Here is a 22,787-nt window from a genome sequence, read left to right on the forward strand (position 1 = left end):
TCGGCCAACTGCTTCAGCTGCTCCACCGACAGGTTCCGCAGGTCCGCCGGGCAGGACACCCGGTCCAGAAGCGGAAAGCGACCCCGCGTCGGCACCGATCCCGCCTGCTGCCCTTCTGACTGCTGTTCGGTCATGATTGTCAGCTCCTGCGATCGACCACGTAATGGATGAGATCCCGGAGCCTGTCGGCCTCGGCACCGAAAATATCGAGATGGGATTCCGCCTGCTCGGCCACGCGTCGCGCTTCCCGCGCCGCGCCGTCGACCCCCAGCAGGGCGACATAGGTGGACTTGCCGGCAGCCTGGTCCTTGCCCGCGGTCTTGCCCAGTTCCTCGGCGCTGGCCGTCGCGTCCAGCACGTCGTCCGCAATCTGGAACGCTGCCCCGAGATCCCGTCCGTAGGCGGCGATGCGCGATCGCACCGACAGGTCGGCATCGCCCAGGATGGCGCCGGCTTCGGCGGAATAGCGGATCAGGCAGCCGGTCTTCAGCGCGTGCAGGCGCTCGACCTCCTGCAGGGCGAGGGCGCGTCCTTCTCCCTCCATGTCGATCATCTGGCCGCCGACCATGCCAGCGGCGCCGGATGCGGCGGCCAGGGCGGCGACCAGACCGATTCGCACGCCGGCGTCGGGATGGGTCGCCGCGTCGGCCAGGATCTCGAACGCCATGGTCTGCAGCGCGTCGCCCGCCAGGATCGCCGTGGCCTCGTCGAACTTCCGGTGGGTCGAGGGCTGGCCGCGGCGCAGGTCGTCGTCGTCCATCGCCGGCAGATCATCATGAACCAGGGAATAGGCGTGCAGCATCTCCACCGACGCGGACACGCGATAGGCACCGGATTCGGCAACGCCGAACAGGCTGGCCACTTCGGCGGCCAGATAGCCGCGCAGCCGCTTGCCCCCGCCCAGCGTGGCGTAGCGCATGGCGTCGACAACCCGCGCCTCGCTGCCCGGAACCGGCGGCAGAAGGCTGTCGATCGCGGCTTCGACCGCCGCGGCCCGCTTCGCCATGGATGCACGCAGAAGGCTGCCCCGATCTCCGGAATTCCCCACGGGGGCTGTCGCTATTGTCTGGCTCATCGGCGCATCAATCCATAGATTTCGTCTCCAGCGTGCCATCGGCCCGCTGGATGATCGCCTGAACGCGGGCCTCGGCCTCGTTCAGCTTGCTCTCACAATGTCGTCTCAGGGCCGCGCCACGCTCGTAGGACGCGATGGCGTCCTGGAGCCGGAGCTGCCCGCCTTCCAGTTGACGAACGATCTCCTCCAACTGGACGAGGGCGTCTTCAAAGGACAGCAGGGACAGGTCGTCCGTCATGGGTGCGGTACTTCCATCATGAGGCGGAGGAATTACTCCCTGCCGGGCGCATCTGCCAAGGGCATAGGGGGAATGGCAGGAATTTGTGGAAGATGTGGCATCCACGCAACGTGTTCGGAACGCTGAAGGAAAAGCCTCTTCAGGTCCCTGGAACTGCGTCGGGGCGGCGGCGGATGACGAAGGACAGGACCCCGCCATCCTCGCCGAAGGCGATCAGCGCGTGGCCTGTTTCCCGGCAGAACGCCTGGAAATCGGCGACGCTGGCACGGTCGGTCGCAATGACGCGCAATCGCTCGCCCGGCTGCATGCCGCGCAAGGTGCGATTGGCCTTGAGAACGGGAAGCGGGCAACTTAGCCCTTTGACGTCGAGCACAGTCTCGCTCATGAAAATGGGGGCTCCGGCGGGGGGCGGCCGCGTCCGGCCTGGTGCGGGTGCGATGTTTACGACACATCTCGACGCATCATATGATGAAACAGCCAGCGGATAAAATATGACGACGGACAATGGGACGGACATGACCGGCTATCGGATCGGTATCGATTTCGGCGGAACCAAGATCGAGATCGCGGCCCTTGCGGCCCGCGACGGGCGCGAACTCGTCAGGCGACGCATCGCCAACCCCGGCTATTATGACGGGGCGATCCAGGCCATCCGCGATCTGGTCGCGGGCGTGGACGGGGAACTGGGCGGGCAGGGCACCGTCGGCATCGGAATTCCCGGCTCGATCAGTCCCGACAGCGGCGTCATCAAGAACGCGAACGCCACATGGCTGAACAACCAGCCATTCGGCCGCGACCTGACTGCCTCCGTCGGGCGAGAGGTCCGGGTGGAGAACGACGCCAACTGCTTCGCCCTGTCCGAGGCCGTGGACGGGGCGGGAGCCGGGCATCGCGTGGTCTTCGGTGTCATTATCGGTACGGGAATGGGCGGTGGAATCGTCGTCGACGGCAAGCTGCTGACCGGCGCGCACCACATCGCGGGCGAATGGGGACATGTCCCGCTGCCCTGGCCGAGGCTCGAGGAAATGCCCATGCCTAAATGTTTCTGCGGAAACGAGGGCTGCCTGGAACGCTTTCTCAGCGGTTCGGCCCTGGCCCAGGACTGGAAGGGGCCAGGCAACCGCAGCACCGCCGGAATCGAGGATCAGGCCGAAGCCGGCGACCAGGCTGCGATCGGCGCACTGGACCGCTACATGGACCGCCTGGCCCGGGCGTGCGCCATGGCAATCAATTTCATGGACCCCGATGTCATCGTCCTGGGGGGCGGGGTGTCGAACCTGAATTCGATCTATGAACGCGTGCCGCTGCTGATGCCGCGCTACGTCATCACGCCTCGCTGCACCACGCCGATCATACGGAACCGGCATGGGGACAGTTCGGGCGTGCGCGGGGCGGCATGGCTGTGGTCGGACGGCGAGGTGCCGGCCTAGAGTAAAGAATCGGCCAGATCTGGCGTTGCGGGCATCTTCACGCGTTCGGGTCCTCGTTCCAAACGTGATCCAGAAGCGTGAAGACACGCGGAAGAGCAGGTCGCGCGGCCGGTCAGGTATCCTGTTTGATCCGATCGGGCCGGAAGCCCGTGGCTACCACATATAGCTCGCTCGATTCCTTGCGGCTGGCCGGCGGCTTGGCATGGCGGACCGTGGCGAAGGCCTGTTTCATCGGGGTCAGCATCTGCCGTTCCGATCCGCCTTGGAAGACTTTCGCGACGAACGCCCCGTTTTCCGCCAGCACCTTGGTCGCGAAATCGAGCGCCAGTTCAGCAAGGCCGATGATGCGCAGATGGTCGGTCGGCGCATGGCCCGTCGTATTCGGTGCCATGTCCGACAGCACAAGGTCGGCCGGCCCCCCCAGTAGCGCGATCAGCCGATCAGGCAGGTCGGGATCGTTGAAATCCCCTTCCAGGATCGTCGCGCCGGACACGGGATCGACCGGCAGCAGATCGACGCCGACCACATGCGCCGCGCCGCGCTTGACCGCGACCTGCGTCCATCCTCCGGGTGCCGCCCCCAGATCCACCACGCGCATTCCGGGCCGGATCAGGTGGAAACGGTCGTCCAGTTCGATCAGCTTGAAGGCCGCGCGGGACCGCCAGCCCTGCTTACGCGCCGCCAGGACATAGGGATCGTTCAGCTGCCGGTTCAGCCAGCGCTGCTGCGCGGTTGTGCGGCCACGGGCGGTGCGCAGCGATACGGCCTGCGCGCGCGTGGTTTTCGCGGCGCCGGCATCCGCCTGTGCGGACGTGCCGCCCGGCGTTGCGCTGCTGGAAAGGGACTTGCCGGGAACCCGCGACTTGCCGTTTCCGGCCGGGGGACGTCGCTTCATGGACGAGAGACGCCGACCGTGGTCAGTCTGGGCCGTGCAAAGGGCAGGGCGGGAGGGAATGGCGAAAGGGGCGCCATGGCCGAATCGTTGATCATGCGCAGCAGCATACCATCGCGCAGTCCCCGATCCGCCACGACGATCTCGGGAACCGGCCATATTTTGTGGATGGCTTCGAAAATCGCGCATCCCGGCAGGACATAGAGCGCACGTTCCGGCCCAACGCAGGAATGCTGCCGCAGGCCGTCCGGCCCCATGCCGGCCAGGGTCCGGATCGCCGCCAGGGCCGCCTCGGACGGCAAGATGGTGCCGTCCACCGCCGAACGGCTATAGCGCGCCAGGGACAGGGCGATGCTGGCCAGTGTCGTGATGGTGCCGCTAGTTCCCATCAGGCTGACATTGCCGCGACTGATTTCCCGCCCGATGCAATGGACGTCCTCGAACGCGCGCAATTGCCGCGTCACGGCGTCGACCATATGGCGATAGCCGTCCTCAGTGAGGGCCGCGTCGCCGAATTGCTCGGCCAGGGTGATGACGCCGACCGGAAGGCTGAGATAGCCGATCAGCTCCTGGCTGCGCGACCGTCGCTCCGTCCGCACCCATGCCACTTCGGTCGAGCCGCCGCCGATGTCGAACAGGACCGCGCGGTTCCGTGCGGGGGACAGTCTTTCATCGTGCAGAAGCGCCGAGCAGCTGTCCATGGCCAGCTCAGCCTCCTCGCGGGGCGAGATCACGCCGATATCCAGGCCCGTCTCGCGCCGGACGCGCTCCAGGAAGGCGCTGCCGTTTCCGGCGCGGCGGCAGGCCTCGGTCGCCACGGCGCGATACCGGCGCAGCCGACGCCGTCCCATACGCGCGGCACAGATCTTCAACGCGTCGACGGTCCGATCCATCGCGTCCTGGTCCAGCAGTCCCGTCCGCTGCAGACCCGCGCCCAGCCTGACGATGCGGCTGAAACTGTCGACGACGCGGAATCCGTCGGCCGACGGCGTCGCGATCATCAACCGGCAATTGTTGGTCCCGAGATCAATGGCAGCGTACATGCCCGACATCCCGTGATTCGTTGTGAATCCGGAGGCACGGGAGAATGGTTGTCCCTCCTGGCCATCGCGCCAGGACATGCTGTTGTCCATCGGACGGTCCCTTTGCCGCTGCTGGATTCATAGTGGATTCCGACCTGCGCGAAGGGCAAGTCAAATATGCCGCATGCAGGAAACTTCGCCAGAAAGGTGCTTGTCACACCGATCCGCCGATGCTATCAGCCGCTCACCGCACGGCACGACACGCCGCAAGGCAGTGTTGGGGGATAGTTTAGCGGTAGAACTACCGGCTCTGACCCGGTCAGCCCTGGTTCGAATCCAGGTCCCCCAGCCATTTCCCTGAATGGGTGAAATCACTTCGGCTTCCGCTTCTCTATCGCGGAGAGCTGTAGGAAATGCCAGGCCAGTCATATGACCGAGGCAGGTATTTCGGATTTTCCTGATTAGGCTGCCGGACCGGCAAATCCCGTTCAAATTTCTCACCCGCTGCAACCGGATTGACGCCCGCTTTTCGGCTCGGATGTGTCGAGCACCGAAGCCGAGCGCGGAAAAGGCGTGTCGGGCCACCGCGCGCATTTTCAAGCATGCGCCGCATATTCGTCGAATGTGGTGCATGACGGATGCTGCGACGACCTTTCAGATCGATACGATATGATGATAATTTCAGGATCGGAGGGCGTTGCGACGCCGTGGGCCAGGGAGCAGCAAGGATGACACGCCAGATTTGCGAACCCGCTCGGATGATCGATGTCATCGTGGAAACCGACGTCCTGGTGGTCGGCAGCGGCCCCGGCGGTCTGGCCGCGGCCCTCGCGGCGGCACGTGCCGGGGCACGGACCATCCTGCTGGAGCGCAACGGGTGTTTCGGGGGCAATATCACCCAGGTCGGAGTCGAGGGATTCGCCTGGTACCGACACGAACACACCATCGACAGCGAAGGCATCGGCGTGGAGTTCGAGGAGCGTGCCCGGGCGATGGGCGCGACGACGCCGGAACCTCAATCGATCAGCCACGCGCTCGACGCCGAGATGTTCAAGTACGTCGCCGACTGCCTGGTGGAAGAGGCAGGCATCACGCCGATGCTTCACCGCACGTTCGTCGCCCCGATCGTCGAAGAGGGGCTGCTGCGCGGCATCATCACGGAAAGCAAGGCGGGGCGCGAGGCCATCATGGCCGCGCGGATTGTCGATGCAACCGGCGACGCCGATGTCGCCACGCGGGCCGGCGCGCCGGTCCACAAGACCCCGCGCGCGGATATGATGTCGGTGTCGGTGATGTTTTCGATGAACGGCGTCGACAAGGCGCGATTCATCGAACAGGTGAAGGCCGACCCGCAGACCTACGCCGACTGGGCCGGCAATGGCGAATGGGACATCGAGACGACAGGAAAGGAGGACGACATGTTTTCTCCGTTTCTGCGCAAGCCCTTCCGGATGGCAGCCGAGGCCGGACTGATTCCGCCGTCGCTGGCGACCATTGCGGGAACCTGGGGATCGGTGACGGATCAGGGAGACCTGACCTATCTCAACCTTGTGCATCTGTCGGAGTGCGATGGCACCGATCCCGACGATCTGACGCGCGGCGAAATCGCCGGCCGGCGGCAGGCTGTGCTGGCGGTCGAGGCGCTTCGGCGCTTCATGCCGGGGTGCGAAGGGGCGAAGCTGCGTAATTTCGGCATGACGCTGGGCATCCGCGATACACGCAAGATCGACGCACAATACAACCTTACGGCCCACGACGTGCGCGGACAGGCGCGCTTCGAGGATTCGATCGGTATCTTTCCTGAATTCATCGACGGGTACGGTCTGCTGATCCTGCCGACCACCGGCCGTTATTTCCATGTGCCCTATCGCGCCCTGCTGCCCAAGGGGGTTGGAAACCTGATCGTCGCGGGCCGGTCCATCGGGGGCGACAGGGTGTCGCATGCCGCCGTGCGCAACATGATGTGCTGCGCGGTCAGCGGACAGGGGGCCGGGGTCGCAGCTGCGTTGTCGGTGCGCACCGGGCAGCCGTTCGATTGCCTGGATATTTCATTGGTCCAGGCCGAATTGCTGCGACAGGGGGCACGCATCCGTTGACGGCGAGCAGCGGCGGGACAGCCGCAGCGGCGCGCCGCTGGTGGATGCTCATGCTGTTCAGCCTCGCGATCGCGGGAAATTATTATGCATATGATTCGATCGCGCCGGTCGCGGACCTGCTGCGCCGATGGGCGTGCTGGTCGCAGGACCGCATAGGGCTGCTGAACGCCGTTGTCAGCCTGCCGAATATCGTGGTGGCGCTGGCGGGTGGATTGCTGATCGATCGTCAGGGCGTGACGCGCGTGCTTCTGGGCACGGCCGCCCTGTGTTTCATCGGCGGCGTGCTGACGGCCATGGGCAGTGCCTATCCGGTCATGGTCGCGGGGCGCCTGTTCTTCGGACTGGGCCAGGAAACGCTGCTGATCGCGTTGCTGGGCGGTCTGGCGCGCTGGTTTCCGGCCGACCAGATGGCCTTCGCAATGGCGTCGTTCTTCAGTCTGGCGCGCGTGGGGTCCTCGCTGGCGGATCTGTCGCCGGTCTGGGCGCATGGGCTGTATGCCTGGGGCTGGCAGGCCCCGCTCTGGTTGGCGGCGGCGTTGACGGGGGTCAGTCTGCTGGCCGTGTGCGCCTATGCATGGCTGGACCGGCGGGCGATGGCGGTGGCGTATCCCGGGGGGAACGTCCCCCATGGCACGGTGCGCGACGCATGGGTCGGGTTAAAGGAGTTCGACCTGTCGTTCTGGTATATCCTGGCATTGAACGTGCTGTTCGCTTCGGCGGTCTTTCCATTTCGCAGCACCTTCGCCATCGCCTATTTCCAGGACGCACGGGGCCTGACATTGGCCGATGCGGGGCGGATCAACAGCCTGGTCTTCCTGGCCGCCATTTTCGTCACGCCGCTGTGCGGCATGGTCGCGGACCGCTTCGGGCACAGGACGTTGCTGATGGCGTTTGGCGCGGGCCTGATGCCGCTGGCCTTCCTCATCCTAGGGATCACCGGCTGGAGCCCGTGGATTTCGGCGGTGTTGATGGGTGTCAGCTTTTCGATTGTGCCGGCCGTGATCTGGCCGTCCACCGTAAGGCTGGTGGATCGACGGGTGCTGGGCACGGCGCTCGGCCTGGTCAACGTCCTGCAGAACGCCGGGCTGACACTTGCTAACCTGCTGATCGGTCGGATCAACACGGCGTGGGGGGCCGGTCCGGACAACCCGTCAGGCTATGACGGGATGTTGGCATTCCTGGGATTGGTCAGTTTCCTGGGATTCCTGTCGGCCGCGCTGCTCTGGCAGCGGGAGCGCGGACCGAACGGGCATGGCCTGGCGCTGCCGGGCGCCGCATCGCATGGTCAGGAATAGCGATAGACCACGTCCGGAAACTGGTCGGTCGCGAAGACATAGAAGAATTTCAGGTCCGCAGCGGATTCGTTGCGTATGCCATGTTCGGCATTGCCGGGAATGAAGATCGTCGTCCCGGGACCGACATTGGTGTCCTGGCCATCGATAGTCATGATCCCGGTGCCTTCGACAATGAAATAGATTTCTGGATCTTCATGCCGGTGAAGCTCCAGCCTGCCTTCGCGGGCGGGGACCGTCGCCAGACCGGCGGTCAAAGTGTCCGTAGGAGTGATGTTCCCGCTGATCAGCGTATGCCAGGAGACAAATCCCGTGGCCGAATGTTCGACCGGGCGCTCGGCCGCGCTGGTCACGACGGGTGCGATAGGGGTCTTCACGTCGAATGCTCTCCTGTAACCGGCGGATTTTCCGTCATTGCGGCATCGGATCGTAATGCCCTGGAAACCTGGTGTCTGCATCCTTCATGCGACGCGGGCGTGGACAGCCATGCCCCATCGGCGATACTCACCGCTTTTAGAGTCCGCTTGGAGAAGATGCTGTTGCGATATTGTGTCGTAGGCGCTGGTTTCAGCGGGGCCATCATGGCCCGTGCCCTTGCCGAGGCCGGCCACAAGGTCCTGCTGCTGGACGAACGAGCGCAAGTGGCGGGAAACTGCCATACCAGCCGCGATGACGAGACCGGTGTCATGGTCCATCGGTTCGGACCGCATATCTTCCATACGGCCGACGAACGGGCATGGACCTACATCAACCGCTTTGGCGTGATGAAGCCCTACGTCAACCGGGTAAAGGCGCAGTCGCAGGGTCGGATCTACAGCCTGCCCATCAACCTGATGACGATCAACCAGTTCTTCGGCACGACGCTGCGTCCGGACGAGGCCCGGCAGTTCATCGCCGCGCGCGCCGACCAGTCCATCGCCACGCCCGAATCGTTCGAGGAGCAGGCGCTGTCGATGATCGGTCCGGAACTGTACCGGGCGTTCTTCCATGGGTACACCAAGAAGCAGTGGGGCGTATCGCCGACGGGGCTTCCGGCCTCGATCCTCAAGCGCCTGCCGGTCCGATTCAATTATGACGACAATTATTTCAGCCATCCGTGGCAGGGCATGCCGGAGAACGGCTACACCGCGATCATAGAGAACATTCTGAAGGCCGAGGGGATCGAGCTTCGTCTCGGCCAGTCGTTCGAGACGGTGGACGAGCGTTTCGCCCATGTCTTCTATACCGGGCCGATCGACCGGTATTTTTCCTACGCGCTGGGACGCCTCGGCTACCGGACCCTGGATTTCGAGGCTTTCGTCGCCGACGGGGATTACCAGGGAACGGCGGTCATCAACTACTGTGACGAGACCGTACCCTATACCAGGATCACCGAACACAAGCATTTCGCGCCGTGGGAGCAGGAGCGTTTCACCCGCACCATCTGCTTCCGCGAATACAGCCGCCAGGCCGGTGCCGACGACATCCCGTACTATCCCATCCGTCAGGTCGGGGAGAAGGCGCTGCTGACCCGCTATATCGAGATGGCGCGGGCAACGCCGGGCGTGTCGTTCATGGGACGGCTGGGAACCTACCGTTACCTGGATATGGATGTGACGATCTCCGAAGCCCTGGCGGCCTCGGATCGCGTGCTGGACGTCGCACGGCAGGGCGGCGTTATCCCGACTTTCTTCGTCGATCCGTCCTGATGGTTTCCTTCTCCCCGGCCGGGTGTTGGCCGAGAGGGAGCAGACGTTCGGTGACCCGCCGATGAAGGTCGGCGGCCTCGCCTCCCGGCAACAGGGCCAGTGTTTCCCGCATGGCCTGCAGAATGTCCTGGGTCGCGTCGGGCAGGGCGCGGGTCCACCACGCCAGGGCGTCGGGGACCTGACCCGCTTCGGCCAGAAGGGTGGCAAGATTATGCTGCCCGCGATAATCGCCGGCCTCGGCCGACCGGCGATACCAGGATAGCGCCGCGACGCGGTCCTGCGGCACGCACCAGCCTTCATCGAGAAAACGCGCCACCAGATTCATTGATTTTGCATGGCCGTCCTGCGCCGCCGCCAGGAACAGCCGCCATGCCTCGTGCTGCTGCCGTGGAACGCCGCGTCCGCGCATCAGCATGTTCGCCAGATTGTAGCGCGCCCAATTGTCGCCGGTGATGCTGGCCGCGCGATACCATGTCGCGGCATTGGCCGGATCGGCGGTGCATCCCCATCCGCGCTCCAGGCAACGGCCCAGCATGTTCATGGCCGGCGCATGGCCGGCCCGCGCCGCGATCGTGAACCACGCGAGCGCCTGCGCCTGGTCCCGTTCGATCAGGACACCGTCCAGAAGGGCCTGACCCAGAAGCAGCTGGGCCGCGACATGACCGCGTTCCGCCCCATCGCATACATCCCGCATTTTGGGCGACAGGGGCACCGCCATGGGCCGTTGTCGTCGCACCGCATGACGACGCAAGCCGTCAAAAATACGGTCGAAGGGAATTGTCACAGTTTGACACCTAGGCTAGTTGGTGAGAGCAATTCTGATAATCATTATCAACTGGTGACCTTCATGACAATCCGATCCGGTCTTCCTGCACCGTCCGGCCAGAAGAACGTGGGCTCGACGACACTTGGTCTGATGCTTGGGGCGGCATGGCTCTTTCCCCACGACGCGGGGGCGGCCGACATGCAGACCCCCGCCACCCCGTCACGGGACAAGAGTGCCGAGACGGCGGAAAAGGAAAAGAACGACGCCCGACACCGTGCGGAGCACCTGATCGTCACCGGACATGTCAACGACTATCAGGAAACCCGCCCGCATCTGGATCGCATCCTGACGAAGCTGGTGGATACGCCGCAAACCATTGCGGAGATCCCGAAGGAGCTGATGCAGGATCAGAATACGACCAACATGCTCGACGCGCTGAAGACCGTGCCGGGCATCAGCATCGCGGCCGGCGAGGGCGCGCAGCAGGGCGATAATCTGTCGATTCGCGGTTTCAATGCGCAAAACGATTTCTATCGTGACGGCATGCTGGATTTCGGCAGCTACTACCGCGACCCGTTCGACCTCGAGACCGTGGAGGTCCTGAAGGGGCCGTCCGGCACCCTGTTCGGGCGCGGATCGACCGGTGGCGTCATCAACCAGGCGACGAAGCACGCGGACATGACATCCCGGACGGCCGGCACCCTATCCTTTGGTACCGATGCGACGAAGCGCCTGACGATCGATATCGACCGGTCGTCGAATATGCTGGGCGGCATGGCATTCCGACTGAACGCGATGGTCCACGATGCCGGAATCGCGGGCGTGAATTTTGGCGAAACCCGCCGCTATGGCATCGCGCCGTCTCTGGCGTTCGGGCTGAACACGTCGACACGGGTTCGGATCGACTATCTGCGTCAGCAATCCTATGATTCCCAGTCCTATGGCATCCCGTGGCTGAACGGGTCTCCGGCGCCGGTCTCGCGCTCCAACTTTTATGGCTATGACGGGGACTACCTGCGTTCGGCGGTCAATATCGGAACGGTGCGGGTCGAGCACGATTTCAGTCGCCATTTCACCGTTCACGACCAGATCCGCTATTCGACCTACAATACCGGCCAGCGCGCGGTGGAAGGGCAGCTGCTGGGTTATACCTCGTCCACTGATATCGTGCCGGCCGGCGTTCCACTGTCCCAGATCCAGGTGTCGCGCAACACGCTGGCCCTGAGTGGCCCGTCGACGCTGCTGGACAACCAGACGGAGGGCAATGCCGATTTCCAGACCGGCATCCTGCGCCATCAGATCGTGCTGGGGCTGGAGGAGCAGCGCCAGACGGCGGACATCACCCGCTACACCTACCCGAAAAGCCTGACGTCCCTGCTGGATCCGGTGCAGGTTCCATTCACCTACGTGTCCCAGCTGCGAAGCATGTCGGGCAGCGTGTCGAACGATCTGGCGCCGTACCTGAACTATACCCTGTCGATCGGCAGGCACTGGCAGATTCTCGGCGGATGGCGCTGGGATCATTACACCACCGAATACAAGCAGATCGTCGCCCCGGCGACGTATGTCACGCGGGACGACAAGGTTTCGACCTGGCGCGGGGCGATCGTCTACAAGCCCACCGAAGACAGCAGCATCTATTTCAATTACGGCACATCCTTCGACCCGTCGGGGGAAAATATCTCGCTGACGGCCTCCACGGCCGCCGTGGCGCCGGAGAAGTCGCGCACCTTCGAGTTCGGCACGAAATGGAATTTCGACCGGTTGTCGCTGACGGCGGCCGCCTACCGGATCGAGATGACGAACGTGCGCGAGACAAACCCGGCCGACGCGACCGAAACGATTCTGGCGGGCAACTACCGTTCGCAGGGGTTCGAACTGTCGGCATCCGGCCATATCACGCCGCGATGGAGCGTTTTCGGCGGATACAGCTATGATGACGTGACGGTGGTCGCATCGCCCAACATCCTTGAACTTGGCAACCAGCCGCCGAACGCGCCCAAGCATACGATCGCCTTCTGGACGGAATATCACCTCCCCTGGCTTCCCGTCGAAGTGGGCGGCGGCGTGAATTATGTTTCCAGCCGGACGGCAAGCTCTCTGCCTGTGACGGGAACGACGGTGATCGAACGCGCCCCGGGCTACACCACCGCGCAATTGATGGTGAAATATCGCATCAACCCCAACCTGTCCGCCCAGGTGAACATCGCCAATATATCGAACACCTATTATTACAGTGGTCTGCATCCGACGCATATCGTCGTCGGCCCCGCCCGCTCCGCACTGTTCTCGCTGAGCGCGAGCTTCTGATGCTTCTGGCGATTCCGCATGTTCTGGACGACGCGGAAATCGCGTCGTTTCGGACGCGCCTGATGACGGCGTCCTGGACCGACGGCCGCGCGACTGCGGGACATCAATCGGCGCGAGCGAAGCAGAACCTGCAGATCGCCGAGGACGATCCATTGGGGCGCGAACTGGGCGAGGAACTGGCGCGGGCGCTGGGACGGATGCCGTTATTCGTGTCCGCGGCCCTGCCTCAGCGCATCTTTCCCCCGCTCTTCAGCCGTTATCGGGCGGGGGCAGGGGACAGGTTCGACAACCATGTGGACAATGCCATTCGCTACGACGCGCGCGGAACGATCCGGACGGACGTGTCGGCGACGTTGTTCCTGACGCCACCCGACGAATACGACGGCGGCACGCTGGTGATCGACGATGTCTTCGGCCCGCGTGAGGTACGCCTGCCGGCGGGTTCGCTGGTGCTTTACCCGTCGTCGTCGTTGCACCGCGTTACTCCCGTGACGCGTGGGGAACGGCTGGCGGCGGTATTCTGGATGCAAAGCCTGGTTCGCGACGAGGGCCAGCGCCGTATCCTGTTCGACCTGGACCGCAGCATCCAGGACCTGGCCGCGGATCTCGTCGACGATCCGCGCATCCTGTCGCTCACCAACATCTATCATAATCTGGTACGGCGCTGGGGAACGCCGTGACGCCGTTCCCCCCGACCTTCAATGGGCGAAGGACAGGAGGCGCGACGACGGTCGGGCTGACGATTTAACGGACGGTCGCCAGCTTCGCCGCTGCGGTCGCACGTTGGCGGATTTCGGCCACATCCGGTACGCCGGGGGGAACGAGCCACGATCCGCCAACGCAGCGTACCGACGGCAGATCCAGCCATTGGGGCGCCCGTTCGAGGTCGATGCCGCCGGTCGGGCAGAAGCGGATGCGGCCGAACGGCGCGGACAGGGCCTTCAGCGCCTTGATGCCGCCGGAGGCCTCGGCCGGGAAAAACTTGAAGCGATCAAGGCCCAGGTCCAGTCCGCGCATGATGTCGCTGCTGTTGGCGATGCCGGGCAGGAAGGGAATGCGGCGGGCGATCGCGGCCTTGGCCAGACCGTCGGTCAGACCCGGACTGACGATGAATTCCGCGCCGGCCTCGATGCTGGCATCCAGGTCGGCCTCGTTCAGCACGGTGCCTGCGCCGACGACCGCCCCTTCGACCTTGGCCATTTCCGCGATGACGTCCAGCGCGGCCTCGGTGCGCAGGGTCACCTCCAGTACGCGCAGCCCGCCTGCCACCAGTGCCTCGGCAATCGGGCGGGCGTGGGCCGCGTCCTGCACCACAAGCACCGGGATGACCGGGGAGAGGCACATGATGCGATCTATTTCGGACATGGCTGGTTCTTTCTTCCTATGGGGCGGCAGGCCGGGCGATCGGATGACATGACGACCGCCCGGCGAAATCTGTTGGACGGGCCTATTGCTCCATCGCGGCCAGCATCGCCGACGCGCCACGCTCGGCACTGTCGGCGCCACGGCGCATGAAGGTGAACAATTCGCGGCCGGTGCCTTCCTCCGCCCGGGGCGGGGGACACAGTTCCCGGGCGTCCCATTCGGCCTGGTCGACCAATGCGTCGATCCGGCCGTCCTGGGCGCTGAGCCGCACCAGGTCGCCGTCGCGCAGCCGGGCAAGCGGGCCGGTGGGGAGGGCCTCGGGCGAGAGATGAATCACCGCCGGGACCTTGCCGCTGGCGCCCGACATGCGTCCGTCAGTCACCAGCGCGACCCGATGTCCCCGATCCTGGAGCACGCTCAGCGACGGCGTCAGCTTGTGCAGTTCCGGCATGCCGTTTGCCGCCGGTCCCTGGAACCGCACGACCACGACAACGTCGCGGTCCAGCCGGCCCGCGCGATAGGCGGCCAGGACCTCTTCCTGGTCGTTGAAGACGGCTGCCGGGGCCTCGATGGTCCAGCGGTCGCTGGATACCGCGCTGGTCTTGAAGATGCCGCGTCCGAGATTGCCCTGAAGCAGGCGCATGCCGCCGTCGGCGCTGAAGGGGGCTGAGGCAGGGCGCAGGATCGTCTCGTCACCCGGAACGGATGGCGTATCCGTCCAGACCAGCCGGTCATCACGCAATTCCGGCGTGCGTGTGTAGGCCCGGAAACCCTCGGGGGCCACGGTCAGGATGTCCCCATGCAGCAGGCCCGCGTCCAGCAGCGTCGAAATGATGAAACCCATGCCCCCCGCCGCGTGAAACGCGTTCACGTCCGCGGCGCCGTTCGGATAGACGCGCGCCAGCAGGGGCACCGCGCCGGACAGACGGTCCAGATCTTCCCAGTCGATGACGATGCCGGCGGCCCGAGCGATCGCCGGCAGATGGATTGCGAGGTTCGTGGACCCCCCCGTCGCCAGCAGCCCCACCGCCGCGTTGATGATGGCCTTCTCGTCGACGCAGTGCCCCAGCGGGCGGTAGTCGTCGCTATCCATGCCCATCGCCAGGACGCGATGCACGGCCTCGCGCGTCAGTTCCTGGCGCAGCCGGGTCGTGGGGGGGACGAAGGCCGCGCCCGGAACGTGCAGGCCCATCACCTCCATCATCATCTGGTTGGTGTTCGCCGTGCCGTAGAAGGTGCATGTCCCGGCGCCATGATAGGACGCTGCCTCGGCTTCCAGCAGTTCCTCGCGGCCGACCTTTCCTTCCGTATAAAGCTGGCGGACCTTCTGCTTCGTCTTGTTCGGCAGGCCGGACGACATCGGGCCGGCCGGCACCAGCACCGTCGGCAGGTGGCCGAAGCGCAGGGCGCCCATCAGCAGCCCAGGGACGATCTTGTCGCAGATGCCCAGCAGCGCGACTCCCTCGAACATGCCGTGGCTGAGGGCCACCGCCGTCGACAGCGCGATCGTGTCGCGGCTGAACAGCGACAGTTCCATGCCCGGCTGGCCCTGGGTCACGCCGTCGCACATGGCCGGGACGCCCCCGGCTACCTGGGCCGTAGCCCCCTTTTCACGCGCGAACAGGCGCATCTGGTCGGGATAGCGGGCATAGGGCTGGTGCGCCGACAGCATGTCGTTATAGGCGGTGACGATTCCGATATTCATCGCGCCGCCCGCGCGGATCGCGGACTTGTCCTCGCCCGACGCGGCAAAGCCATGGGCCAGGTTCCCACACGCCAGGCGCGGACGGGCGACGCCACGGTCCCGCTGACGGGCGATCAGGTCGAGATAGGCGGTGCGAGTCGGCGCGGAGCGACGGATCACGCGATCCGTCACCTCGGCCAGGAGAGGGTTCATCTGCATGGGAGGTGACCGTGACAGCAGCGTCGGATTCGATGCAGAGCAGGCAAGACCGTAACTCCTGAATGTCATGTCCATGCGCGCCGAAGGCGGGGCTAGTTATGCATGACACGCATAGGATGGGAAAGTCGGGACTGATACCGTCTAAATATAAGGTGATCAAGTTAATTATTGATATAAATGAAGCGTTATGAGGGCGTATTTTGTAATATTATTACAATGAGCGCTATGCCGCCATAGGCGGCGATGCGTACCAGAAGCGGGCCGAGGGTGAAAACCTGCGCCCGTTCCCGTTCGGTCAGGCAGGCGTTCATGGCTTCGGCCAGCCATTCGTCCCGCCGCCGGCGATTCTGCCGCAAAATTTCGCGTCCTTCATCCGTCAGACGGACGCGAATCCTGCGTCGATCCACCTGATCGGGCGTGCGGGTGACCAGGGCCGATGCCTCGAGATCCCGCAGGATAGCCGCCAGGTTGGGCGACCGCATGTTTTCCGCTCGGGCCAGCGCCGATGGCGTCGCCTCATCGCCCAGGCGGTCGATAGCGCTGATGACCAGCATCCGCGTCCACGATTCGGGATCGTTCCGGGCTTCCTGCCGCAGGCGACGGGCCAGGCGGGTCAGGTCGCCACGCAGGCATGACACAGCGGTTGCGTCCATGCCGCATATCTCTATTTCCTGCACCTGGAACCTCTCTTTTTTTGCTACTTTATAATATCTATTAATTCATAGCAATATGCCGTCGTGAATGCCCCTTGCCAGGAGAGAACGATGACCGGGACGGAGTTCATTGCGGGTCGCATTCTTCTGACCAACGATGATGGCATCGACGCGCCGGGATTGCAGATCCTCGAACAAGTTGCGATGTCGCTGGCCCGCGAAATCTGGGTCGTCGCCCCTGAGCATGATCAGAGCGGCACCTCCCATTCCATCAGCCTGCACGATCCGTTGCGGGTCAGCCGGAAGGGGGAGCGGCGCTTTGCCGTGCTGGGCACCCCCGGGGATTGCGTCGTCATGGGCGTGCGGCACCTGATGGCGGGCCAGCCGCCCGACCTGATCCTCTCGGGCGTCAATCGCGGGGCGAATTTGGGGGTGGAAACGGTATTTTCGGGCACGGTCGGCGCGGCCATGACCGGCATGCTGCTCGGTCTCCCGTCCATCGCCCTCAGCCAGGCCTTTACCGGCGGGCAGGCGGTACAGTGGGATACGGCGCGCCGTCTGGCGCCGGATGTCATGCGTGCCCTGCGCTGCCTGGATTGGGCGGGGGCGTGCCTGAATATCAATTTTCCAGATTGTCCGGCAGAGCGTGCGGGACCGATGATCTTGACCGAACAGGGGGCTGGCCTGCTGGACGGCATCGACGTCGCGACAGGTTCCGATCCCCGAGGACTGGCCTATCATTGGCTGAAACTGTCCCGTTCCGCGAAGGATGACGCGGCAGGCACGGAAACCGCGGCGATCGCCGCCGGGCATGTCGCGGTAACGCCCCTGCGGTTTGAACGAACCGATGACGCCGTCCTCGCGCGGATGCGTGCCACGTTGGCGAAGCGCGAACAGGACGGCGCCACCCGACAGGCGACGTCCTGAAATCCGTTTTCAGACGGCTGCTGACATCAAGCTGAAAAAACGACGTCCTGCCGTCCCGCATCGCATCACCGCCTGAGGCGGGTGCGGGCAGGGACCATGGGCGCGCACGCGATCCGCCAAGGGGATGCGCGTTTTCGCGCGATATCCATGCCGGCATAAAAAGACTATTGCAAGGAACCGGTGAATGATGGCTATCTTGCATAGAACAGTTCCGCGCCGTGCGGGACCGCTCCGAGGATCGACACGCCGTGGACCCTAATCTCGTCCAGTTCAAAAAAGGGGTGCTGGAACTCTGTGTCCTGGCGCTTCTGTCCCAGGCCGACTCATACGGATACGACATCGCCAGCCGCCTGGCGGATGCGATCGACATGGGCGAGGGCACGATCTACCCGCTGATGCGCAGGATGCAGAAAGACGGGATGGTCACGACCTACCTGGTCGAATCCGCCTCGGGCCCCCCCAGGAAATATTACCGCCTGACCGCGAGCGGTCGGGACAGCCTCAATGCCCAAAAGGCCGCGTGGACCGATTTCACACGCTCTGTCGCCGCCGTCCTGGAGCAGCATCAGGAGAAAACGCCATGAATGAGCGACAGATGTTCCTTCGGCGGCTGAAGGCCGGCCTGAAGGGGATGCCGCGATCGACCGTCGCGGACATCGTGGCCGATTACGACAGTCATTTCGAGGCAGGGCAGGCGGCCGGTCGAAGCGAGGCCGAAGTCGCCTTCCGTCTGGGGGATCCGACGCGCCTGGCGCGGGAATTGCAGGCGGAGGCCGGCCTCCGCCGGTGGGAAGACGAACGCAGCATGGCCGCCGCCCTGGGCGTGATCGTCGGCGTGCTGGGATTGGCGGCGCTGGACCTGTTCATCGTCCTGCCGCTGCTGATCGCAGCGGTGGCATCCGTCTTTTCGTTCTTTGTCGCAGGCCTGGCCGTCTGCCTGAGCGGCAGCGTGATGCTGCCCTTTGCGCTGATCACCAACCTGCCGGGCTTCGCGGGCGATCGCCTCCAGGCCGGCTTGCTCAGCCTGGGCCTGGCCAGCGGCGGGGCGTCGCTGATCGCGTTCTGCATCCTCTTTACCATCGGGCTGATCAACGTGCTCGCCCGCTACGGCCGCGCGCATTATCGCCTGATCGCGCCCCAACCCTCCGTCTGATAACAGGAGAATTGTTTCATGATCCGCGGGATCGCACTTGTGGCCGTCGGTGGGGCGGCGCTTTCGGTGGCATGTTTCAGCGTGGCGGCCGTCCGGGGGCCCATGCAATGGCACATTCCGGACATGATATGGTCCGATGATGACGAGGACGCTGGCAAGGAGACATCGCCGGCAACGCGCACCATCGCCTGGGCAGGGGCCGAGAACCTGACCTTCGACGTGCCGGCCACGATCGTCTATACGCAGGGGCCGGCCCCAAGCATCACCGTCAGCGGCCCGCGCAAGGTCGTTGATCGGGTCAGCCTGCAGGACAATACGCTCCAGGCGGACGAGCATGGCCACCACCACTGGCATTCGGGTCGTCTCCGCATCGTCGTGACGGCGCCGGCGCTGAAGGCCATCACCGTCAATTCGGCCGGGACACTGACCCTGCAGGGCCTTGCGGTGGATCATCTCAAGCTGACGGTGGAAGGGGCGGCGGACGTGGTCGGCCATGGCAGGGCGGACAAGGTCTCGCTATCCGTCGCCGGTGCGGCGAATGCCGATCTTTCCGACATGATCGTGACGGATGCGGATATCGAGATCGAGGGCGCCGGCCATGTCAGCATCGGCCCCACAGGGCACGCGGCCGTTCATCTCAGTGGTGTCGGCGCGGTCGAACTGACCAGAAGGCCGGCATCCCTGACGAAGGACATCGAAGGGATCGGGACCGTTTCGGTTCCTGATGAACCGAAAGGGACACGGTTGTAAGGACGGTCCACGTTCGGATCAGACGCGCGGCAACTGGATTGCGTCCGGTCGTCGCGCGTCTGAGCATGTTGTTCATTGCCTGAACCAAAAGTCGCATAAGATATATTATGCCAACTCATATGGCCGAGCATGCGGGGGAGGACGGCATGTTTGGCAACGGTGGCGCAGCTGGGCTTCCGAATTCCGGTTTCTCGGTTACAAACGATCATTCCGGGAAATTGTCTGACGATCGGGAGCGCATGACCATATCCACTGTGTTGGGCTTTGCCTTTTCGGGCATTGAGGCAATCCCCGTGCGGGTGGAAGTGCAACTGGCGTCGGGGCTGCCATCGTTCCTGATCGTCGGCCTGGCGGACAAGGCCGTCGCCGAAGCGCGCGAACGCGTCCGCGCGGCGCTGTCCGCCATGGGACTGGCGTTGCCGCCCAAGCGAATCGTGGTCAATCTGGCCCCGGCCAACATCGTCAAGGAAGGCTCGCATTTCGACCTGCCGATCGCTCTGGCGCTGCTGACGGCGATGCAGGTGGTGCCGCCGGAGGATAGCGGACGTTTCGGGGCAATCGGCGAATTGTCGCTGGACGGGCGAATCAATGCGGTGCCCGGTGTCCTGCCGGCGGCCATCTGCGCGGTGGAGCAGTCCGTGGGGCTGGTTTGCGCCGCAGCCCAGGGGCGCGAGGCGCGATGGGCGGGTGACGGCCTGGATATCCTGGCCGCGGAATCCATTCTGGCTCTGGTCAACCATTTCACCGGCGAGCAGGTTCTTCCGTCCGTGGAACTGCCCGAGCGTCTGCCCGACGCTTCGGAGGGTCCGCATCTGGACCTGGCCGACGTGCGCGGCATGGAAACCGCCAAGCGCGCGCTGGAAATCGTGGCGGCAGGAGGCCATTCCCTGCTGATGACCGGGCCACCGGGGGCAGGAAAATCGATGCTGGCCGCGCGCCTGCCCTCCCTGCTTCCGGACCTGACGACCGAGGAAATCCTGGAGATCAGCCGCATCCACAGTGTCGCCGGGCATCTGCCCATGGGCATCCCGATCTTTCGCCCCCCATTCCGCGACCCGCATCATTCGACCAGCCAGGTCGCACTTGTGGGTGGTGGCTGAAAATTCTCACGGATAACTGCAAAGCACAAAGGATATTTGCACCGAAATGACTCGGATCGGTAGCTCCGTCGCCGTATGCTGTTAGGGCTCGGTATGATTCCGGGCGACTTCATAGTAGTCTGACGGGCATCCTGTATTTTGATTTCTCATTCGAATAACGGACTGGCTAAACCGGCTGTCGGACCGACAACCAGCCCAGATTCGCGTGAGCGATCGGCTCCATGACCGATTCAGGAAGACTTCGATATGACGGTTTTCCGATGGATGGCCGTCACCGCTGGCTGAGGTGGATTGATGGGCTCGATCTCCACGGTCCGACCGGATCGCCGACGATCAAAGCACATCTCGTCACCCTCCCCGACGCTCCGAATCCAGAAAACCTGCTGACGCTCGCCGTAGTCGCCGCCAGTGGCGCGCCTATTACACGGCATGAGGTGGTTGTGGGCTCCCTGCCCGCCCTTCGATTAGGAATGGTGTTTCTGGACGGCGAGCACGTAGGTGACCTCCGGATGGAACGGTTCGAACGTCGATCGCTGGGACCGTCCCGCGACGCTGAACTTATCGCGGCCAATAGTCCGGTGGAAACGCCGGAATGGGCTTCGGTCCGCTGGACCGTTCTCCCTACTACGAGCTATCCGCTTGGAAATGTGAGAAACTCGTTTTGCCTGCGACTGGTCTATGGTGGCTGCGAGGTCATCATTCCGGCATCCGAGGTATTCCGGGTATTCTGCGCTCCGGAAAGGCTACTGGCCAATGTGATCCTGTCGGGGGAATGGAAGGATGTCGCCGGAAAGCTCCTGAACGAATCTTTCTGCGAAAAGACCCCCACCGAATGGCGGGTCGGTCTGCGCACAGGCCTAACGGGGGCATCGGCCGCGGTTCTGGCGGCCTATCGGTGGACGGACGCCGGAGCTGCGGTAAGAAACCAGCTCAGATCCGGCTTGCTTCAGAACGACCATCGCCTTCAGGCGATGATCCCGTATGGATTTGAAGGAATTGAACTTTCTGGCGAAGGTTTGAAGCTGAGTAACCGGGAAGGAACGAGCCGGTTCCTCATGCTGAGAATCTCGGCGGTAAGGATAACCGGCCTTCATGAGATGAGAGTCCCGGTGCGTTTCCGGCTGGATAATTACACTGTCAAGCGATCATCCGATCGGGAGATGAAAGATAGGACTCCGTTCGTGCAGACCGCGCCCATCGTGGAGGAGTCGACGTCCGAGCCGATTGCGCTGTCCATCGCCGAACCGCCTTCCTCGGCGGCCATCGAGCGACAGTCGCCTTGCGAAGCCGCTGCCATAGAGGGACTTCCGGAGGTTTCTCGCTTGCCGCTGGATCCTCCGATGCGGCCCGAAGCTGAGCGGCGAAGGCGTCTCACGGTGCTGGAACCCACGAACGTCGGCTCGACAGCAATGCATCAGCGTGGCCATCGGCCCGTGGGTTCTTTCGCGCATCTCCCCGAGGTGCGAGCATCCCTTGGCTTCGATGCGGTGGGGACCGTCCTGAACGAGCTTCTGCGCACGAGGGACATTACATCCTGGATGCCAGTCATTCCTTTGGACCGGCCATGGAGGACGGTGTCTGGCCTCGAAGCATGGGATTTGCCGGCTGAGATTAAAGCGAAGCGGGCTGCGTTCTCTTTTCTGCGCGATGGAAATCGGCGTACCTGCTTGGTGATCGAGATCACGTTGGGCCAAGAAAAAGTCTTTTGGCTCGAACTCGAACGGCGACTTCCTGTTGGAAAGCATTCTGACGGATTCTGCTATCTTCTTTTGAAAGTTCGGCCTGATTACTTGGAAGACGCTATCGGTCGTCTCCTGATGTCAGCGGTGAAGGAGAAAGGGGTATGGAAGCTCGGGGATGTGGACAAAGGGACGTTTGCGGCGAAGGCGTTTCGGCATGCCTATTACGACACCGGTGCCATACGTATTGCTTCGGCAAGCCGTTCGATTCGCTCATTTATTTTGCAGAACAGATCCGGGCCTGTCGCATCTGAATAATGTTTTTTCAGGATCGTGCAATTATGGGCTTGGGTGAAATAAGCTTTCTTCATCTCCTTTTCTTGCTTCCAGAAACACGTCAAGCTCATCTTTGGCGTCTGGATCGAGATGGCCCTAACGGAGCACAGTC

Annotated in this window: 21 protein-coding genes, 1 tRNA gene and 1 pseudogene; 13 read left to right on the forward strand and 10 right to left on the reverse strand. The window is 63.8% G+C overall.

Annotation, left to right across the window (positions count from 1 at the left end; translation table 11 throughout):
• Positions 1–139: 139 nt before the first annotated feature.
• From HLH28_RS08535 to HLH28_RS08545, 3 genes are all read right to left on the reverse strand, one after another.
• Entirely contained in the window at positions 140–1,075 is a 936-nt protein-coding gene (locus tag HLH28_RS08535) for a polyprenyl synthetase family protein (RefSeq protein ID WP_182957683.1), read from the reverse strand.
• 7 nt (positions 1,076–1,082) lie between these two features.
• Complete coding sequence (locus HLH28_RS08540; protein ID WP_182943693.1) at positions 1,083–1,313, reverse strand: exodeoxyribonuclease VII small subunit; 231 nt, start codon at positions 1,311–1,313, stop codon at positions 1,083–1,085.
• A 139-nt stretch (positions 1,314–1,452) separates the two neighbouring features.
• A complete protein-coding gene (locus HLH28_RS08545) occupies positions 1,453–1,698 on the reverse strand; it encodes a sulfurtransferase TusA family protein (RefSeq protein ID WP_182957686.1) in 246 nt (81 codons plus the stop codon).
• A gap of 130 nt (positions 1,699–1,828) precedes the next feature.
• Here HLH28_RS08545 and HLH28_RS08550 point away from each other — a divergent pair, with 130 nt between their 5' ends.
• Complete coding sequence (locus tag HLH28_RS08550) at positions 1,829–2,743, forward strand: ROK family protein (RefSeq protein ID WP_182958214.1); 915 nt, start codon at positions 1,829–1,831, stop codon at positions 2,741–2,743.
• A 112-nt stretch (positions 2,744–2,855) separates the two neighbouring features.
• Here the strand turns inward: HLH28_RS08550 and HLH28_RS08555 are convergent, their stop codons facing one another.
• Together HLH28_RS08555 and HLH28_RS08560 are read right to left on the reverse strand one after the other, a co-directional pair.
• The gene (locus tag HLH28_RS08555; protein WP_182957689.1) at positions 2,856–3,638 is read right to left on the reverse strand and encodes an RlmE family RNA methyltransferase; all 783 of its coding nucleotides are present in this window, start codon (positions 3,636–3,638) and stop codon (positions 2,856–2,858) included.
• Positions 3,635–4,768, reverse strand: a complete 1,134-nt coding sequence (locus HLH28_RS08560) for a Ppx/GppA phosphatase family protein (protein WP_182957692.1) — start codon at positions 4,766–4,768, stop codon at positions 3,635–3,637. Before HLH28_RS08560 ends, HLH28_RS08555 begins: the two co-directional genes overlap by 4 nt.
• A 167-nt stretch (positions 4,769–4,935) precedes the next feature.
• Between HLH28_RS08560 and HLH28_RS08565 the strand changes: the two genes are divergently transcribed.
• The 3 genes from HLH28_RS08565 (at position 4,936) to HLH28_RS08575 (ending at position 8,048) form a co-directional block, all read left to right on the forward strand.
• Positions 4,936–5,009: transfer RNA gene (locus HLH28_RS08565), tRNA-Gln, on the forward strand.
• A gap of 376 nt (positions 5,010–5,385) precedes the next feature.
• The gene (locus HLH28_RS08570; protein WP_182957695.1) at positions 5,386–6,753 is read left to right on the forward strand and encodes an FAD-dependent oxidoreductase; all 1,368 of its coding nucleotides are present in this window, start codon (positions 5,386–5,388) and stop codon (positions 6,751–6,753) included.
• Positions 6,750–8,048, forward strand: coding sequence for an MFS transporter (locus HLH28_RS08575; RefSeq protein WP_182957700.1), 1,299 nt, complete (start codon positions 6,750–6,752; stop codon positions 8,046–8,048). Before HLH28_RS08570 ends, HLH28_RS08575 begins: the two co-directional genes overlap by 4 nt.
• Here HLH28_RS08575 and HLH28_RS08580 read toward each other — a convergent pair.
• Positions 8,039–8,422 carry a cupin domain-containing protein gene (locus HLH28_RS08580; RefSeq protein ID WP_220790006.1) on the reverse strand — a complete coding sequence of 128 codons (384 nt, stop codon included), beginning with the start codon at positions 8,420–8,422 and terminating at the stop codon, positions 8,039–8,041. The genes HLH28_RS08575 and HLH28_RS08580 overlap by 10 nt on opposite strands.
• Positions 8,423–8,584: 162 nt before the next feature.
• Here HLH28_RS08580 and HLH28_RS08585 point away from each other — a divergent pair, with 162 nt between their 5' ends.
• Complete coding sequence (locus HLH28_RS08585; RefSeq protein ID WP_338029701.1) at positions 8,585–9,733, forward strand: UDP-galactopyranose/dTDP-fucopyranose mutase family protein; 1,149 nt, start codon at positions 8,585–8,587, stop codon at positions 9,731–9,733.
• Here the strand turns inward: HLH28_RS08585 and HLH28_RS08590 are convergent.
• Positions 9,702–10,451, reverse strand: coding sequence for a tetratricopeptide repeat protein (locus tag HLH28_RS08590; protein WP_182957709.1), 750 nt, complete (start codon positions 10,449–10,451; stop codon positions 9,702–9,704). The genes HLH28_RS08585 and HLH28_RS08590 overlap by 32 nt on opposite strands.
• Before the next feature lie 129 nt (positions 10,452–10,580).
• Between HLH28_RS08590 and HLH28_RS08595 the strand changes: the two genes are divergently transcribed.
• Both HLH28_RS08595 and HLH28_RS08600 read left to right on the forward strand, forming a co-directional pair.
• Positions 10,581–12,809, forward strand: a complete 2,229-nt coding sequence (locus tag HLH28_RS08595) for a TonB-dependent receptor (RefSeq protein ID WP_182957712.1) — start codon at positions 10,581–10,583, stop codon at positions 12,807–12,809.
• Positions 12,809–13,489, forward strand: coding sequence for a Fe2+-dependent dioxygenase (locus tag HLH28_RS08600; RefSeq protein WP_182957715.1), 681 nt, complete (start codon positions 12,809–12,811; stop codon positions 13,487–13,489). Before HLH28_RS08595 ends, HLH28_RS08600 begins: the two co-directional genes overlap by 1 nt.
• A 64-nt stretch (positions 13,490–13,553) precedes the next feature.
• Here HLH28_RS08600 and eda read toward each other — a convergent pair whose 3' ends face one another.
• The 3 genes from eda to HLH28_RS08615 form a co-directional block, all read right to left on the reverse strand.
• Positions 13,554–14,174: a bifunctional 4-hydroxy-2-oxoglutarate aldolase/2-dehydro-3-deoxy-phosphogluconate aldolase gene (gene eda, locus HLH28_RS08605; RefSeq protein WP_182957718.1), complete on the reverse strand. Its 621-nt coding sequence runs from the start codon at positions 14,172–14,174 to the stop codon at positions 13,554–13,556.
• Positions 14,175–14,256: 82 nt separating this feature from the next.
• Entirely contained in the window at positions 14,257–16,077 is a 1,821-nt protein-coding gene (edd, locus tag HLH28_RS08610; RefSeq protein ID WP_182957721.1) for a phosphogluconate dehydratase, read from the reverse strand.
• Positions 16,078–16,262: 185 nt separating this feature from the next.
• Positions 16,263–16,730: a MarR family transcriptional regulator gene (locus HLH28_RS08615; RefSeq protein ID WP_182957725.1), complete on the reverse strand. Its 468-nt coding sequence runs from the start codon at positions 16,728–16,730 to the stop codon at positions 16,263–16,265.
• A gap of 111 nt (positions 16,731–16,841) precedes the next feature.
• Here HLH28_RS08615 and surE point away from each other — a divergent pair, with 111 nt between their 5' ends.
• The 6 genes and pseudogenes from surE (at position 16,842) to HLH28_RS08645 (ending at position 22,657) form a co-directional block, all read left to right on the forward strand.
• Positions 16,842–17,657, forward strand: coding sequence for a 5'/3'-nucleotidase SurE (gene surE / locus HLH28_RS08620; RefSeq protein ID WP_182957728.1), 816 nt, complete (start codon positions 16,842–16,844; stop codon positions 17,655–17,657).
• Positions 17,658–17,905: 248 nt separating this feature from the next.
• Positions 17,906–18,241 carry a helix-turn-helix transcriptional regulator gene (locus tag HLH28_RS08625; protein WP_182957731.1) on the forward strand — a complete coding sequence of 112 codons (336 nt, stop codon included), beginning with the start codon at positions 17,906–17,908 and terminating at the stop codon, positions 18,239–18,241.
• Complete coding sequence (locus tag HLH28_RS08630; RefSeq protein ID WP_182957734.1) at positions 18,238–18,810, forward strand: DUF1700 domain-containing protein; 573 nt, start codon at positions 18,238–18,240, stop codon at positions 18,808–18,810. The genes HLH28_RS08625 and HLH28_RS08630 overlap by 4 nt, the downstream gene beginning before the upstream one ends.
• An 18-nt stretch (positions 18,811–18,828) precedes the next feature.
• Positions 18,829–19,560 (forward strand): GIN domain-containing protein, encoded by a 732-nt coding sequence (locus tag HLH28_RS08635; RefSeq protein WP_182957736.1) that lies wholly within the window; start codon positions 18,829–18,831, stop codon positions 19,558–19,560.
• A gap of 239 nt (positions 19,561–19,799) precedes the next feature.
• Positions 19,800–20,657, forward strand: a pseudogene (locus HLH28_RS08640) (YifB family Mg chelatase-like AAA ATPase); the annotation flags it as partial.
• 224 nt (positions 20,658–20,881) lie between these two features.
• A complete protein-coding gene (locus HLH28_RS08645) occupies positions 20,882–22,657 on the forward strand; it encodes a hypothetical protein (protein WP_182957738.1) in 1,776 nt (591 codons plus the stop codon).
• The last annotated feature ends 130 nt before the right edge of the window (positions 22,658–22,787 follow it).

It is taken from the genome of Gluconacetobacter tumulisoli (genome assembly GCF_014174155.1).
GTDB classification, from domain to species: domain Bacteria; phylum Pseudomonadota; class Alphaproteobacteria; order Acetobacterales; family Acetobacteraceae; genus Gluconacetobacter; species Gluconacetobacter tumulisoli.